The organism is Lewinellaceae bacterium, assembly GCA_020636105.1.
GTDB lineage: Bacteria > Bacteroidota > Bacteroidia > Chitinophagales > Saprospiraceae > BCD1.
In genome coordinates, this window is record JACJYL010000001.1 from 4,067,386 (window position 1) to 4,084,451 (window position 17,066).

8 protein-coding genes are annotated in these 17,066 nt (G+C 44.5%); 5 read left to right on the plus strand and 3 right to left on the minus strand.

From position 1 onward, the window contains the following. Positions 1-184 precede the first annotated feature (184 nt). Positions 185-3,808: a T9SS type A sorting domain-containing protein gene (locus H6571_15305; GenBank protein ID MCB9325106.1), complete on the minus strand. Its 3,624-nt coding sequence runs from the start codon at positions 3,806-3,808 to the stop codon at positions 185-187. 413 nt (positions 3,809-4,221) lie between these two features. Here H6571_15305 and H6571_15310 point away from each other — a divergent pair, with 413 nt between their 5' ends. The 5 genes from H6571_15310 (at position 4,222) to infB (ending at position 11,377) form a co-directional block, all read left to right on the plus strand. Beyond that, positions 4,222-4,671, plus strand: a complete 450-nt coding sequence (locus H6571_15310; protein MCB9325107.1) for a Dabb family protein — start codon at positions 4,222-4,224, stop codon at positions 4,669-4,671. Positions 4,672-4,922: 251 nt separating this feature from the next. Beyond that, entirely contained in the window at positions 4,923-6,056 is a 1,134-nt protein-coding gene (locus H6571_15315) for a trypsin-like peptidase domain-containing protein (protein MCB9325108.1), read from the plus strand. 308 nt (positions 6,057-6,364) lie between these two features. After that, entirely contained in the window at positions 6,365-6,847 is a 483-nt protein-coding gene (rimP, locus tag H6571_15320) for a ribosome assembly cofactor RimP (GenBank protein ID MCB9325109.1), read from the plus strand. Between the two features lie 6 nt (positions 6,848-6,853). Continuing rightward, entirely contained in the window at positions 6,854-8,092 is a 1,239-nt protein-coding gene (gene nusA, locus H6571_15325; GenBank protein ID MCB9325110.1) for a transcription termination/antitermination protein NusA, read from the plus strand. Between the two features lie 291 nt (positions 8,093-8,383). Then, a complete protein-coding gene (gene infB, locus H6571_15330) occupies positions 8,384-11,377 on the plus strand; it encodes a translation initiation factor IF-2 (GenBank protein ID MCB9325111.1) in 2,994 nt (997 codons plus the stop codon). 87 nt (positions 11,378-11,464) lie between these two features. On the opposite strand, the gene H6571_15335 is transcribed toward infB, so the two are convergent. Both H6571_15335 and H6571_15340 read right to left on the minus strand, forming a co-directional pair. Beyond that, positions 11,465-14,620: a glycosyl hydrolase gene (locus tag H6571_15335; protein ID MCB9325112.1), complete on the minus strand. Its 3,156-nt coding sequence runs from the start codon at positions 14,618-14,620 to the stop codon at positions 11,465-11,467. Positions 14,621-15,172: 552 nt separating this feature from the next. Further along, positions 15,173-17,044 (minus strand): ABC-F family ATP-binding cassette domain-containing protein, encoded by a 1,872-nt coding sequence (locus tag H6571_15340; GenBank protein MCB9325113.1) that lies wholly within the window; start codon positions 17,042-17,044, stop codon positions 15,173-15,175. Positions 17,045-17,066: the final 22 nt, after the last annotated feature.

Sequence of the window (17,066 nt, forward strand, 5' to 3'; positions counted from 1 at the left end):
GGAAGCACAGCCGGCCTGGACCGGTTGGTGGCTGCAATAAAAATGATGAGGCAACTTATCCTCAAAAATACGGGAAACTTTTCATGATTACAATTGCAAACGTGAAAGTGTTCCCGTTTTTTGGGGATTTCATTTATTAAACGTTCCAAAATGCGAAAATGTGATTACGATCTTTAAAACTGATTTAAAACAACACCAGTTTGCCTGCTTTAAGCTTATGCCCGCTATCTATTTTGTAAAAATAAATACCGTTGGGTAAGTCCGGTAAGTGGATGATTTTATTCTCGGTTACCTTTTTTGAAAATACAAGCTTGCCGTCAGCTCCGAAAAGCTCAAAACCAAGGTCGCCGGAATATTCACTCAGGTTGATAAAACCGCTTGTCGGATTGGGGAATATTTCGGCTCGTGACAAGGTCCAGTCATTAACAGAAACCGTTCCCTCGTTGCGAATAAAAAAGTCGAGATTACTGGCAATAAAACCATTTTCCAGCGGCCCCGGTGTTCCGGTACCTTTTTTGTTGCCGTCGGCACTTCTGAAAACCGCGGCCAGCCAATAAGGGAATTCCCCGGCACTGAGTCCATAATAACTTTGAGGAACGAGGGTTATCTTCCAAAGATCAATCGCGCCGGGAACGGGGGTCATTTTACCCACACCATCGTCCATTCCCCAGTTGCCGACAGCATTGTCCCAGGCCGAAGTTTGCGGGTTTTCTGTATCTACCGTTCCTATACTGCTGTGCATATATACTTTATCCTCTCCAACGAGCTCCCGGTTTCCCTGCTTGGCATTAAAGGTGATGGTAATTGGTGTATTGGCATCAAAAGCCGGCGGGTTAATGGTAATGAAGGGCAGTCCGGAAGCCACACTTTTGTAAATGATACTGTTCCTGAACCCCATGCCCAAATTCACATTGTCTGCATCCCGGAAATACATGCCAAGTTTATAGATATCATTATCTTCCGCAATGGCAAAATAGTCGGCAGGGGTGAGGGTGATTTCCCATATATCTTCTTCTACTTCCACCATTTCTCCCAAACCGTCATCTGCCAGGTTTCCCACAATATGGGACAGTTCCGTGCTATCCGGATGATCGATAAGTACGCCGGAATGAATATATACTTTATCGGCGCCGATCAAACCTGCAGTTCCGTTAGACTGGGCTTTTGTCGCATCAAACCTGATGACAATCTCGTCATTTTTCGTGAAGGGCATTGGGGTGATGGTCACAGGGTCTTCAAAAACCTCCACCACTCCCGGAAATCCTTGCGAAATATTTTCCGAGGTATAAATATGCCACTCTCCCGCTTTTAGGTTGATCACATCTGACAGGCTGACTACCTCAAGGGAATCCCCGGAGAAATAATCATACCAGGTGCCTGTCTGTGGGAATTGAGGGGAAATATCTTCCGGGTTAAGCCCGAAGTTCCCTATTACGACCAAATCAATGCCAGGGGTATTGTAACTCAACCGGCGAGTATTCCCCGTGTATTTATGATTTTTAACGGCGGAGGCCATCGCTTCTGGGCCCACCTGATTTCTTACTTCTAAAATGCCGGTATACGCCTCGAAAATATATTGTCTCAGGCTGTCTTCATAATAACCAAGGCCATCCGGTCCCCAGGGCAAAGGTTTTCTGCCTACACGCCCGTTAAAGTCAATATCGATATCGTAACCCAATTCATCAAATTCCCATATCATTTTCGGACCGGGAAAAAGGAAGGTGAAAGCGGCAGACATTTTAGCCCTTTCGTACATGACAAGCGGATTCCTGACATCGTAACTGCCATTGTTTTGTCCTTCGGAGAGCGCGTGTTCGGCCAGCCTTCTTTCATCATGACTATCGAAGTAAGAAACGTGGGTTTGAATATCCATACTACTGAAACTGCCACTTGTCGCCCCGGTGATCGCCGGAACGTAATCATAACTCCTGTTGCGCCACATCTTCATCCCGTAATTGCCCAATATGGTTTCCTCACTTGCGGGAGCCCAATGTTCCAGAATGATATAGGCTTCGGAATCAACCTCCCAGATTTTATCGGCCATCCGCTCAAGAATATTGATCCTGGATTGATCAAAACCGTCGATGCTGCCTCCCGGAGCATAATTGGTAAATCCTTTGGTGAAATCAAAACGGAATCCGTCGAAATGATACTCCTGCAGCCAATAGGCATTGACCCGGTCAACAAATGCTTTGGTGTAATTCGATTCATGATTAAAATCATAACCCCATTGATAAGGGCCGACATAATTTTCATTGAACCATGGGTTGTCCGGGGATGGTTTGCCCGTGCTTTCATTAAAATACATCCGCACCATAGGGTTCTGTCCGAAAGCGTGATTCAACACAATATCCATGATCACGGCTATTCCTTCTTCATGAGCGGCTTCAATAAAAGCTTTCAGGTCATTTTTGGTGCCGTAATATTTATCAGGGGCGAAAAAATAAGAAGGGTTATATCCCCAACTGTCATTTCCTTCAAACTCATTGACCGGCATCAATTCGATGGCATCAACTCCCAAACGTTTGAGATAAGATAATGAATCGATAAGGTCCTGGTAATAATGAGAACCCACGAAATCCCTGACATGTAATTCATAAATGATCAAATGGTCCGGATCCGGTCTTTGCCAATCGTTTTCACTGGCATTCCATGCATAAGGTTCCTGCCCCGTTTGAAAAACAGTGGCAGGACCGAATTCCGTTTTATCGTAATCCGGCAGATCAATATTGAAGTCCGATTCGATCCAGTGATCGTTCCACGGGTCGGCCACCTGGTCTGCATACGGATCCCCAACTGTTATGGTTCCGTCGATCCAGTATTGGTAAACATACTTCTGCATAGGGGTCAGTCCTGAAATTTCCACCCAAAACATTTCTCCGTCAGGAGTGCGTTTCATATGATATTGCTCCTGTACCATCCAGTTGGAAAAATCCCCTACTGCATATACAAACCCCTTGCCCGGCGCTTGCAGTACCAACGTTACTTTTGTATCATCTTCTGCATTGTAATTAATACCAGATACCATGCCTTCCGGCAGTTCTTCCACCACAGGATCAGTGATTACCACCACCTGGTAAGGCTTAATGACCTCAAGATCCTCCCCGTTTACCGTTGCCGTCACTTTAATATTAATGTCCACTGTTGCCGTGGACACGTAACTGTATGCAATAGAAGTGCCGGAAGTGACACTGGCTTTCTCTTCATATCCGCTGCCCTCATCGATGAAAATTTTCATAGAGCTGACATTCGAAGAAGCAAAAGCTTCAATGGCAACATTTTCACCGGAGTTAATAAACGTAAGGTCACCTGTCGGTGCGGATAAACCAATGTAATTATTGGCATTGAGGTTCACGTAAATATCCAGATTGCTGGCCACTGTTCCCCATCCATAATCCCCCGGAGATGTTGTCGCTTTTGTTGAACCGTCGGAACTGCGAAACACGCAGGAGATCCTGTAAATGGTTTGTGATTCAGGAACCCCAAAATAAGCTCTTAGTGTAGGCGAAAAGGTAATTTCCCATTTATCCGTTTCTCCCGGTACTTTTGTCATTTCACCTACCCCGTCATCCTGACCCCAGTTTCCGATGACATAATTCCAGTCGGTGGCATCAGGGCCTCCCAATACCACTCCGTGATGCATGTACACTTTGGAAGCTCCGACGAGTTCACCGTTTCCTTCTGTCGCATCAAAGGTCAGGGTCACCAATTCATCTGCCCCGGCACCAGAAGGGGTGAGGGATACCATTTGAGCCTGAACGATTTGGAGTGAAAAGATTAATGTGAGTATAGCAATGAGTTGCTTCATGATTCTATCGATTTTTTTCAAGTTAGGAAAAAAACACTTTTTAATATAAAATGGATCAAAAGAGTTCCTGTTAAAAGATTAAGTGGACTAAAGGTAAGTATAAACAGCTATAGGAAATGGTTCTATTGAAGAAAACTTATGTCTGCAACCCGATATTAGTGTATTTTTTACGCAAAGTAGCCAGGGTGGGAATATTTTGCTTAAAAAATGATCAAAAACAGGCCCGCCAATATGATTTTCATATCTTAAATCAAGCGTGATTTTGTAACCCTTTTAATATGATTTTCATTTTAATGCTACCTGCGGGATCAAAATTCTTGGTAATTTAGCCCGTTATAAACCGGCAAAGGATGTTTTTATCCTACACAGTGGCAAAGCAGTGCGCCGGTTTTAACATCTCTAAATCCATCGTCATGAAAAACATCTTAGTTCTCCTTATTTTTCTTCTCTTATCGCTTAATGCCTGTAAACAAGCAGATCTCCAACAGCAGCTTGAGGCCTGTCATGCGGAACTTTTAGAAAAATCTCAGGAGCAGGAGATTCTCCAAATTGAAACGCCCCTGGTTCATACCGTTTACCTGAAAATCAGGGAAGATATTTCACCGGAAAATCTGGCCGGTTTGATAGAAGGGGTCAAAACGCTTAACCAAATTCAAGGAGTAAAACATCTAAAAACCGGAACCTTTGAGAACCTGGGCGACGAGAGAGCTCTTGCTGAATACGGCCTGGTTTTACAAATGGAATTTCAGTCTGAAGCGGATTACCGGTCTTACCAGCAGGATTCCATTCATTTGGCCTTTAAAAAAAATGCAGGACCTTTATTGGCGGGTCCGCCGGCGACTTATGATTTTATAAAAAAGTAAATAAGTCTATTTTTACCAAGTCCCTAAAGGCGAAAACCAATTACCCCGATATGCTATGAGGCAATAAGCCTCTTTCAATTTTCCTGTTTTTGTTAATATGAAGTTAAAATCCATTTTCAAAAAACGACATCCTTGATTTGGAAGTTATTAAAGCGTAATTTGATAGTTATTCTGTTTTTTCACCCGAGATTAAGTAAGATTATTGACTTTTGTCATTACTTGCTTAATACCCATCAACAAAACATAAACGTATGAAACAATTTCTTTCATTCCTGCTTGCTGCTATTGCCGGAGGATTAATTGCTCTGGGCGGTGTTTCGCTTTTGGACAATGAGTCTGACATATCATCTTCCGATATTCCTGTCCAACAGGTGAGTTATATCAACAAGGCTCCGATACCGGGCGGCAATATGATTGATTTCACCAAAGCGGCTCAAATGGCCAACCCGGTGGTGGTACATATCACTGCAACGGCTGGAAAAGCGAATGCCAGCAACAACAGCAAATCTGACGACCCATTCCGTTTTTTCTTTGGGGAAGAACAACCCATGAGCGGCAGCGGATCCGGCGTCATTTATACTGCTGACGGATATATTGTCACCAACAGCCATGTGGTGGAATTCGCAGACGACCTGGAGGTGATTTTGTATGACAACAGGCAATTTAAGGCAAAGGTCATAGGCATCAATAAAAAAACGGATCTCGCCATTATAAAAATCGAGGCCAATGACCTGCCTACCCTGGAATTTGCAGATTCGGACAAAGCCCAGGTGGGCGAATGGACCCTTGCCGTTGGCAATCCTTTTGACCTGATGTCAACGGTTACTGCCGGCATCATCAGTGCCAAAGGACGAAGCCTCCGTTTATTGAAGGACCGTGACGCCATAGAGTCTTTCATCCAGACGGATGCTGCCGTGAATCCCGGGAATAGTGGCGGTGCCCTGATCGACGCCAATGGCCGATTGCTAGGTATCAATACCGCTATTGCTTCACAAACAGGTGTTTTCCAGGGATATTCTTTTGCCATTCCCATCAACCTGGTGAAACGAATTGCAGATGACATTATTGAGTACGGCAGTTATAAGCGTGCGTTTTTGGGAGTCAATATTTATCCCCTTGACAGCGAAACGGCACAAAGCCTGGGCATCAAAATAAGCCAGGGCGTTGTGATTGACAGGATAGAGGACAATGGCTCTGCCCAGTATGCCGGCTTGTACCCCAAGGATGTGATTGTAAAAGTGGACGAAAAAGAAATCAGAGGTGTGCCTGATCTGGCTGAGGCCATCGGATTGTCTAAAGTAGGAGATGTAATTGATGTAACCATTAACAGGAAGGGTCAAACCCTTACCATTCCTGTAAAAATGCGCCCTGAGCCGGACAATTGAAATTAAAAAAGACTTTTTTAAGAGATTTTAAGAAATCATTAACAATCACAGTGCAACAATTTGCCCGTTTGTGTGGTTTTACTATAAAATTGATCAATAGCCTTTAAGGCTTTAAGATATATAAAATCTTGTTTAAAGTTGGTTTTTCGTTTTGTTTTGATGCGTCTGTCTTGCTGTTGCGAGGCAGACGTTTTCTTTTGATACACAAATTGTTGCACAGGATCAAAAAAATGCTTAGCTTTGCGGCATAGAAGGAAAAAATCTAAAAAAGAGGGAACATATTTTGTTCCCTCTTTTTAATTTAGCAAATGGTGATAGACAAAAAAATATCCGATTTACTCGAAGTAAAATTCTCCGAAGAAGCATTTTCGACCTGCTTTTTGATCGAACTTAAAATACATCCGGGGAATAAAATTGAAGTTTTTATTGACAGCGATGAAGGAGTCAGCTTTTCAACCTGTCAACAAATAAGCCGTTATCTTGAACACCATATTGATGAAAATGGCTGGCTGGGTGCAACCTATGTGCTGGAAGTTTCTTCCCCAGGAGTGAGCAGACCGCTAAAACTCAAAAGGCAATACCCAAAACATATTGGCAGAAAATTTGAGGTAAAACAAATAGAGGGTGAGACGGTCACGGGGACCCTTACCGAAGTCTCAGATTCCGGCATTGTGCTGGAAGAAAAAGCAAGAGTAAAAGAAGGCAATAAAAAGAAGAGCGTAGTTTTGACCCATGAGGTTGCCTTTGATCATATAGAAAAAGCAATAGTTAAGATATCATTTTCAAAATAAGTTACTATGAATCTCGTAGAAACATTTTCTGAATTTAAATCAGGAAAAAACATTGACCGCCCAACGATGGTGCGGGTATTGGAAGACGTATTTCGAACTTTGATTCGTAAAAAATATGGTTCTGATGAGAACTTTGACGTGATCGTAAACACGACCAACGGAGACCTTGAATTGTGGCGTGTCCGGGAAATTGTTCCCGACGGTGAAGTGACCGATGACAATGCCCAGGTTTCTATTTCAGAAGCGCTGTCCATTGACGAGGACTATGAAATCGGGGAGGAGTGTTACGAACAGTTGTTTTTGGAAGATTTCGGACGCCGTGCTATTATGGCTGCACGCCAGACGTTGATCTCCAGGATCATGGAATTGGAGAAAGACGAGATCTACAAGCAATATACTGAGCGGGTTGGAGAGATCGTAATGTGCGAGGTGCATCAGATTCTTAAACGGGAAATATTGATCCTCGACGATGTTACGGATACAGAACTTATCCTGCCCAGAACCGAAATGATTAAGGGCGATTATTTCCGTAAAGGAGATATGGTGCGCGGAATCATCAAAGAAGTGGAAATGCGTAACAATAACCCGATTGTTATTGTTTCAAGAACAGATACTTCTTTCCTCGAAAAATTACTGGAACAGGAAGTTCCGGAAATTGAAGATGGACTAATCACCGTTAAAAAAATCGTCCGTATCCCCGGTGAACGAGCCAAAATCTCCGTAGAATCCTACGATGATCGAATTGACCCCGTTGGAGCCTGTGTCGGAATGAAAGGTTCAAGAATACACGGTATCGTGAGGGAATTGAACAATGAAAACATTGATATTGTTAATTATACAAACAATACCAACCTATATATCCAACGTGCGCTCACCCCTGCAAAAATTACCAATATCGAATTTGATCAGGAAGCAAAAAGAGCTTCTGTTTTTCTTGAACCCGATCAAATTTCACTGGCTATTGGTAAAGGAGGATCCAATATTAAATTAGCCAGTCAGCTCACAGGATTTGAAATCGACGTTTATCGCAACACCCCTGTGGAAATCGAAATCGACGATGTGGATCTGGAAGAATTCAAAGATGAAATTGACGACTGGGTAATTGAGGCTTTCAAAGCCATTGGTTGTGATACGGCACGTAGCGTATTGCAGTTGAGTAAGGCAGAATTATTGCGCCGTACCGATCTCGAAGAAGAAACAATTGATGACGTCACAAGCATTTTGGCGGCAGAATTTGAAGAATAAATAAATAATAGGGTATAAATAGCCCGATTTTCTGCACAAGTAGAGGGTATTCCGATTATATTTGCAGAAAATATGGAGAGCTGGATCCAATGATTATAGAACATTGACCTCTTTCCTAAAAGCTACGGAAGGAAAATTTTTTCCCTCCGTAGCTTCGTTTGATAAGAAAAAGCATAATCAAGATGTACAATGGTAATTATTAACTAAAAAATAAAAACATGTAAGTACCTCTTCAACAAGGATTAGCTTTTGCTTATTGGATAAACGAATTGCATTTTTTAAAATTTTTGAATGAAGCGTTTAATTAAGGTAGCAAAAGAACTCAATGTAGGTATTCATACAATCGTGGAACACCTCAACCGCCTTGGCTTTGAAATTGATGAAAAGCCAACAGCCAAGGTAACGGATGAGATGTATAATGAGTTGCTCAATAAATACCAAAAATCCATTGCTATCAAGGAAAAAGCCGATAGGCTTATTATAGGTACCCGACCTACCTCTTCTAAAGAGGCTCCTTACGGTTCTTCTCATGTTTCAGAACCTAAAAAAGAAACTCCACCTCCACCAATTTTCAAAAAAGAAGCGGTAAAACCTCCGGTTGAAGCCCCGAAACCTGTCGAAGAAAAAGTCGAACCTGCGGCAACGCCGGAACCTCCAAAAGAAGAAATAGTTTCTAAGCCAGAGGCGCCGAAACTAAAAATAATTGGCAAGATCGATCTCGATAAGCCGGCACACAAACAGAAAGAAGAGCCGAAACAAGAACCTAAAGAGGAACCTAAAGAGGAACCTAAACAAGCGCCGAAAGAGGAACCTAAAGCAGTAAAAGAAGAAACTGCCCCTCCAGCACAAGTAGCAGAAGAAAAACCTGTAATAGAAGAAAAAGTCGCTGAAGTAAAAGAAACAGTACCTGAAAAATCGACGCCTAAAAGCGATTCCACTCCGGTTGAAACTCCTATTCAGAAAACACCAGAGGAAGTCGTTCCTACTCCTGAAATAGTTAAGGAAGTTCCCGCCGGAAGTGTCCTGCATAAAGCGGAGACCCCCGAATTACGCGGATTAAAAATCCAGGGTAAAATTGATATAGACAAGTTCAAAAAACAACCCAAAAAGAAAAAGAAAGAAGTGCCTAAGGCTAAGCCTGCAGGGGACGTTAAAAAAGCAACTCCAGGTACTCCGGGAACCTCCAGTGATGCAGATGCCGACAGCAAAAAGCGTCGTCGTCGCAGGAAAAAAGTGGTTTCGCCCTCTAACAATAATTCACAGGGAGGAGGTCAAAACCGCCCCAATACTCCTTCTTCTTCTTCTGGCGACCGCAACAGAAACAGGGACGTTAAGCCGCCTCTTAAAGGCCGTAAAGATGAGGTGAAAGAAATTTCCACAAAGGAAATTGAAGAAAAACTCAAAGCTACCTTAGCCCGAATCCAGGGCGGAAGCAAAAAAACAAGACAAAAACTTCGTCGTGACCATCGGGATCGTCACCGTGAACGCGAAGAAATGAAAGAACTCGAAGGTGTTGATGAAAAATTACAACTCACCGAGTTTATCTCCGTGTCGGATCTCGCCAGTTTACTCGACGTTGAAGTATCGGATGTGATCATGACTTGTATGAACGTCGGGGTGATGGTATCCATCAACCAGCGACTAGATGCAGAAATCATCGAAATCGTTGCCGGTGAATTTGACCGTGAAGTGGAGTTTATTAGCGTAGAAGAACAGGTAGATGATGAAGTTGAAGTAGAGGATGATCCGGCTGATCTCTTACCGCGTGCTCCTATTGTCACCGTAATGGGTCACGTCGACCACGGTAAAACATCCTTGCTCGATTATATCAGGGAAGCCAAAGTCGCAGCGGGTGAAGCCGGGGGGATTACCCAGCATATCGGTGCTTACGAAGTGAAAATCGAAGGTCAAAAAATCACCTTCCTCGATACTCCGGGGCACGAAGCCTTTACGGCCATGCGTGCCAGGGGAGCCAAAGTAACCGACATCGCCATCATTATCATTGCTGCAGACGATAACATCATGCCACAGACCAAAGAGGCGATCAGTCACGCACAGGCAGCAAATGTGCCTATGATTTTTGCCATCAACAAAATTGATAAACCAGGCGCACAGCCTGAAAGGATAAAACAGGAACTGGCCAGTATGAACCTTCTTGTCGAAGACTGGGGAGGTACCTACCAATCTCAGGACATCTCGGCTAAAACAGGGGAGAATATTGACAAACTGCTGGAAAAAGTATTACTCGAAGCGGAAGTCCAGGAACTGAAGGCAAATCCTGACCGCGAGGCCGTTGGAGCTATTCTCGAAGCTTCTCTTGATAAAGGGAAAGGTTATGTGGCCAAAATACTCGTACAAAGCGGAACCCTTAGCATCGGAGATGCAGTGGTAGCAGGGGAACATTCCGGTAAAATCAAGGCCATGTATAACGAATTTGGGAAGCGTGTAAAAACAGCCGGACCATCCACCCCTGTGTTGGTGCTCGGATTGAGCGGTGCTCCCCAGGCCGGTGAACGCTTCAAGGTGACGGAAAGCGAAACCGAAGCTCGTCAAATTGCCAACAAACGTGCACAGATCGTTCGGGAACAAACGAACAGGGCAACCAAACGGATCAGTCTTGATGAGATCGGACGCCGTCTGGCTTTGGGCAACTTTAAAGAGCTCAACCTCATCGTCAAAGGGGACGTGGATGGTTCTATCGAAGCGCTCTCTGACTCCCTGATCAAACTTTCGGTTGAAACCGTTCAGGTTAACGTAATCCATAAGGCAGTTGGACAGGTCATCGAATCAGATGTCATGCTGGCTTCTGCTTCTGATGCCATTATCATTGCCTTCCAGGTACGTCCTTCACTCAATGCACGCCAGCTGGCAGAAAAAGAGGGGGTTCAGGTAAAGACTTATTCCATCATTTACGAAGCCATCGAAGAAATTAAAATGGCCATCGAAGGATTGCTTGAGCCTACTAAAGAAGAAAAAATCACAGCCCAGGTCGAGGTACGCGAGGTATTCAAAATCAGTAAAGTGGGCACCATTGCAGGTTGCTTCGTAAGAGAAGGAAGCATTTCCAGAAATTCACATCTCCGTCTCATACGGGAAGGTATCGTTATCTATCCTGTGAAGGAAGGAGTGGTTGGAGAACTCTCATCCCTCAAGCGCTTTAAAGATGATGCCAAAGAGGTTAAGGCAGGGCTGGAATGTGGTGTTAGCATCAAAAACTACAATGATATCAGAGTCGGTGATGTGATCGAATGTTATGAAATAATCGAGATCAAGCAGCGGTTGTAATTCCTTGTCATATAAATAAAAAAAGCCCGACGTGTTAACACGTCGGGCTTTTTTTATGGACAAATTTGATTTCCATCATTACCCCAATTACGGATTACTCGCCTTACCTACCGGCACGATCAACGCCGGGATCCCTTTCTCACGATACAACTCATTAAACTCAACGATGTCCACCTGCAGGATGGATTCCATGGCTGCTTCATACATTTGCCATTGCTCCAACAGGTCCTGTAACCTTTGTTTAATGCCCAGCGAGATCCGGGGGTCATGGCTTTCGGCCCGTGTACGGAGGTTAATCAGTTCTGCATCCAGGCTATTCTCAAAATTGATGACATCCTGGTAGGTTTCCTGCTGGGGTTGCACCAGGTTGTTGATCAGGTTATCCATTTTCAGAGAAACATTTTTTCCTATTTTCACCAGGGATTCCGTGCCTTCCACATTTTGAAGGTAATTGATCAGGTTGTCCAGTTGTGTATTGATGGTCATCAGGGAATTCACGGATTGATGAATTTTATTCACGGTTTCGTCCACCGAGGTCAACACTTCCTGCTGAGACAAATAATCGTCTGAAGACACCTGGAGGGTTGGATCAGGCAAAACTTCCATTACGACTTCCTGTTGCTCTTTTCCATTCGACAACCTGACCCTATACTTGCCCGGTGCAACCAGGCTGCCGCGGTAATCGCCCATCATAAAAAGATCCGTGACTCCGGCAAGCGTTTCTCTCCGAAAATCCCAGTAAAAGCGGTTGATGCCCTTTTGGGAAGGCAACTGCTGTTTTGCCGGAGGCCCTCCTTCGTATTCGGTATATTCCACATCTTTTTTATTGACGTATGTTCTCAGCAGGTAACCATTCATGTCCAAAATTTCCAGCCGGATCTCGGTGGTGGAATCTATGTGATTGGGCAGGTAATAATCAATGATCATACCGTTGGAGGCGTATTTCTTAACGGATTCTTCCTTTTTCAGTGCCGGTAAATTTTGAAGGGTTACCGGAGAGGATTGGAAGAGGATCATTTTTTTGCTGAACAACTTGTTCCTGCTTTGTTGAATGGCACTCAGGTCATCCAATATCCAGAAGCCGCGCCCCGAGGTAGCTGCAATCAGGTCATTGTCTTTAATACAAAGATCGTTTATTGGGCAGACCGGCAGGTTGAGTTGAAACCGATGCCATTTTTGACCAAAATCGATGGAAATGTAAAGCCCTCCTTCAGTTCCGGCATAGAGGATGCCGGGTTCAACAGGATCTTCTCTCACTACCCTGACAAAATGTTCAGGGTCAATTCCGGTAGTGATTTCTTTCCAGTTTACCCCGTAGTCCTCTGTATAATACACCATGGGGGTGAGTTTGTTGAACTTGTATTTTGTGGCTACTACATAAGCAGCTCCTTGCCGGTGCGGAGAAACTTCAATACAATTGATAAGGGCCTCTCCAACTTGAGGAGGGGTAATTTCCGTCCAGGACTCCCCGTCATTTCTGGTGAGGTGCACCAGTCCGTCATCGGTGCCCACCCACAATTCTCCGTAATCCCGGGGCGAACAAGCCAAATAACTGATGGTGTTGTAATTTTCTCCCCCCGCACCCTCATTGGTGAAAGGGCCACCGCCCCGACCTTGTTTTTGAGGGTCATTCCGGGTAAGATCAGTACTTATGGCCTCCCAGCTTTGCCCTTTGTTTTCTGTTTTTAAGACTACGTTGGCCGCGTGATAGATCACCTCCGGTTTTTGGGGAGAAGCGACTATCGGAGCGTTCCAATTGAAGCGGTATTTCATCTTTTTGGGCAACCCGGCCAATCCGATCTGCGGATAGGCCATAATATCTTTGGTGGTTTTCGTGCGATGGTCGTAAACGGAAATGTTGCCCTGGTAGCTGCCGCCGTAAATCAATTCCGGATGATCAGGATCAAAAGCCAGGAAGGCACTTTCTCCCCCTGAAACACTATAATAATCAATAGGGGTATTATTTACTCCGGGCCGGCTGGCAATGGCAATGGCAGAATTGTCCTGCTGACCGCCATAAAGGTAGTAGGGGACCCGGTTGTCGGCGATCACCCGGTAAAATTGTCCTGTTGGCTGGTTGGATTGAGAAGACCAGCTTTCGCCCCCGTTAAAGGTGATGCAGGCTCCTCCATCATTGGCGAGGATCATATTTTGAGGATTCTCCGGGTTGATCCAAAGATCGTGCTGATCGCCATGCGGATTGGTGATACGCTCAAAAGTATGTCCTCCGTCAGTGGACTTCAGCATAGGGGCGTTGAGTACGTAAACGGTTTCTTTGTCTTTCGGGTCAGGGAAGATCTCGGTATAGTACCATGCCCTGGCTATTGTCAAACGTTCTTCATTCACCTGTTCCCAGGTTTCACCCGCGTCATCTGAACGAAAGACGCCTCCTTTTTCTGCCTCAATATTGGCATAAATGACGTTTGGATCTGCGGGAGATACCGATATGGCTACTTTGCCCATTTCTTTAGGCAGTCCATTATACAAACGGTGCCAGCTTTCGCCCCCGTCATCCGATTTATACAATCCAGATCCCTTGCCTCCACTCCTTACTTTCCAGGGGAATCTTTGATGATCCCACATGCCGGCATACATGACATCAGGATTATGGATGTCCATGCTCAGGTCGGCGGCTCCTGTTGTTTCATCAACATACAATACTTTTCGCCAGGAATCTCCGCCGTCTTCAGATTTGTAAATGCCTCTTTCCTCAGTAGGTCCGAAGGCTGCACCCTGAACGGCTACAAAAACTTTATTGGGATCTTCAGGATGAATTCGAATGGCGGCGATATGTCGTGAATCGGGGAGCCCCTTATGTTTCCAGGTTTTTCCACCGTCCTCAGAACGATAAACTCCGTCGCCATGGGTCGTCATCACCCCACGAACGGGATGTTCGCCCATGCCTGCGTAAATAATATCTGTATTGGAAGGAGCCACGGCAATGGCCCCGACAGAACCGCTATTGAATTGATTGTCTGAAATGTTCTTCCATTTCAGGCCACCATCAGTCGTTTTCCATAACCCGCCGCCCGTACTGCCCATCAAATAGGTCATCGGGCTTCCGGGCACTCCGGAAACTGCAACACTTCGCCCCCCTCTGAAAGGGCCAACGTTTCGCCATTGGAGTTCATTAAACAGGGGGGCATAAAAAACTGAACCCTGGCGATCAGGTGCTTGAGCAAAGACAGTATTTACCCATAGGGTAAATGTCAAAAATGCAAGCCAGTTAACTGGGTGCTTCATTGTACCGTTTGTGTTTTTGACGCAATACCATTCGGGAGGGACAATGGCCATTACGTGCAGTTCTCAATAGTAGTAGATAGTATGTTATTCCCGGTTTTCCGGCCAACACAAAGCGTAGATGGCCCAAAAACATCCGTAAATGCACCAAAGGGCATTCACAATTGTGTGTTTTTCTAAAAAACTGCAGAGAAATTTGAGAGTGGTTCACTTTCCTTATCGAAAAGCAAAATGGCTGATGCGTAGCATCAACTCGGTAAACCTGTTACGGTTCCTGGAATAACAATATCAGGCGAGTGTGTAGTTTATTGTCCCCGATATTGTATGACACCTCGAAAAGCAGTAAATCACTTGACAAGGCTTAATATTCTTAGTATAATAATCGCTATTAGTCCTTCGATTGAATCGAATCAAACGCAATTTACCGTTTTTTTGTAAAAAATTACCGTTTTAGGTCTGAAATTGCATCATTTCATAGATTTTGGATGGACGGCCCAATGTGGCTTTTGTTTTTTTGATGTTTTTGGGAAAGGCAAATATTTTTAGATTGGCACCCTATTCGCCCAGCTCCACCAATTCCATCCATTCCAATTCCACCACTTCGATAGTAGATTTCAGGGTGTCAAGTTCTTTGGCCAGTTTCATGATTTCCTCAGGTGTAATGGATGCATCGGTAAACTTTGCTTCTATCGCTTCTTTTTGTTCTTCCAGTTTACTCAACTGTTTTTCCAGGCGACTCAGTTGCTTTCTTTGTTCGTAGGTAAGACCGGGTTTTTGATCCTGGGCGGAAGCTGTTTTGGGTTTGTCTGTTTTTTCGGCTAATTTACGCTGTTCCGTCAATGCCTGTTTTTGTTGCTCCCGGTAATCGGTATAATTGCCATTAAAGTCGCGTATTTTTCCGTTTCCTTCAAAAATAAAGAGGTGGTCCGCCAGTTTATCCAGGAAATACCTGTCGTGGGAAACGATGATCACACAGCCGGGAAAGGCCAGCAAAAATTCTTCAAGGATATTGAGGGTGATGATATCGAGATCGTTGGTAGGCTCATCGAGAATGAGGAAATTCGGGTTTTTCATCAGCACCGTCAACAAATACAATCTTCTCCGTTCCCCTCCACTCAATTTTGAGACATAAACCTGCTGTTTTTTCCGGTCAAAAAGGAATTGTTCAAGCGCCTGTTCTGCGGTAAGTTTCCGGCCATTTTCCAGGGGAATATATTCTGCAATATTGCGGATGACCTCGATTACTCTTTTGTCCTCTTCGAGTAAAATGCCGTCCTGGGAATAATACCCAAAAACGGTATTCTCTCCCACCACGATCTTACCTGTGTCCGGGCGAATTTCCTTGGTCAGCAATCCCATAAAAGTGGACTTGCCCACTCCATTGGGACCGACGATGCCTACCTTTTCTTCCTTTTTGAATTTGTAATCAAAATTCTCAACGATCTTCAGGTCGCCGAATGACTTATTGATGTAATGGGCTTCCAGGATCTTTTTTCCCAGTCTTTGTCCTTTGATTTCAATTTGGACTTCACTGCGATCGATTTTATTTGAACTTTTTTCTTTGAGGTCAAAAAAAGCATCCACCCTTGATTTTGCTTTAGTGCCCCTCGCCTTAGGCATACGGTTCACCCATTCCAGTTCCTTTTTGAGGAGTTTGCGGTTTTTCTCCATTTCCGTACTTTCATTTTCGTGGCGAACGGCTTTCTTTTGGAGAAATTCGGAATAGTTTCCACTGTATTTAAAAACTTTTCCTCTGTCCAGTTCAACGATCTGGTTGCAAACGAGTTCCAGGAAATACCGGTCGTGGGTGACCATCAGAATGGTCATGTTCTGTTTGCTGAGGTATTCCTCAAGCCATTCGATCATATCCAGATCCAGGTGGTTGGTGGGTTCATCGAGGATCAAAAATTCCGGTTCATCGATGATCAACTTGGCCAGGGCGAGTCTCTTTTTTTGTCCGCCCGACATGGTTTTAATGGTTTGATCCAGCCCGGTAATATTCAGTTTAAAAAGCACTTCCTTGATCCGGGCTTCAAAATCCCATGCCTTCAGGTCATCCATTTTGGCCGAAGCAGCCATCATTTCCTTTGTATCTCCCGGATTTAATAAGGCAAACTCATAACGTTTGGTGGCCTGGATGAGTGGGTTATCGGAGTCGAGTACAGCTTCCAGTACGGTATTTTCTTCGTAAAACTCAGGTTCCTGTTCCAAAAAGCCTATGCTTATTCCACGCCGCAACATCAATTTGCAGTTTTCCCCTTCAGGAGATTCCTTGCCCCCGATGACCCGAAGGAGGGTACTTTTGCCCTCTCCGTTTTTGGCCACAAGCGCTACCTTTTGCCCTTTATTGATCGTCAGATCAATATGATCAAAAAGGACCTTTTCTCCGTAAGATTTTGAGACCTGCTCCAGTGTTAGGTAATTCACGTGCTATTCGTTTTTTATTCCT

Bases quoted from the DNA above. Each gene is read 5' to 3' on its own strand.
- H6571_15305 (MCB9325106.1), bottom strand. From the start codon at position 3,808: ATGAAGCAACTCATTGCTATACTCACATTAATCTTTTCACTCCAAATC.
- H6571_15310 (MCB9325107.1), top strand. From the start codon at position 4,222: ATGAAAAACATCTTAGTTCTCCTTATTTTTCTTCTCTTATCGCTTAAT.
- H6571_15315 (MCB9325108.1), top strand. From the start codon at position 4,923: ATGAAACAATTTCTTTCATTCCTGCTTGCTGCTATTGCCGGAGGATTA.
- rimP (MCB9325109.1), top strand. From the start codon at position 6,365: ATGGTGATAGACAAAAAAATATCCGATTTACTCGAAGTAAAATTCTCC.
- nusA (MCB9325110.1), top strand. From the start codon at position 6,854: ATGAATCTCGTAGAAACATTTTCTGAATTTAAATCAGGAAAAAACATT.
- infB (MCB9325111.1), top strand. From the start codon at position 8,384: ATGAAGCGTTTAATTAAGGTAGCAAAAGAACTCAATGTAGGTATTCAT.
- H6571_15335 (MCB9325112.1), bottom strand. From the start codon at position 14,620: ATGAAGCACCCAGTTAACTGGCTTGCATTTTTGACATTTACCCTATGG.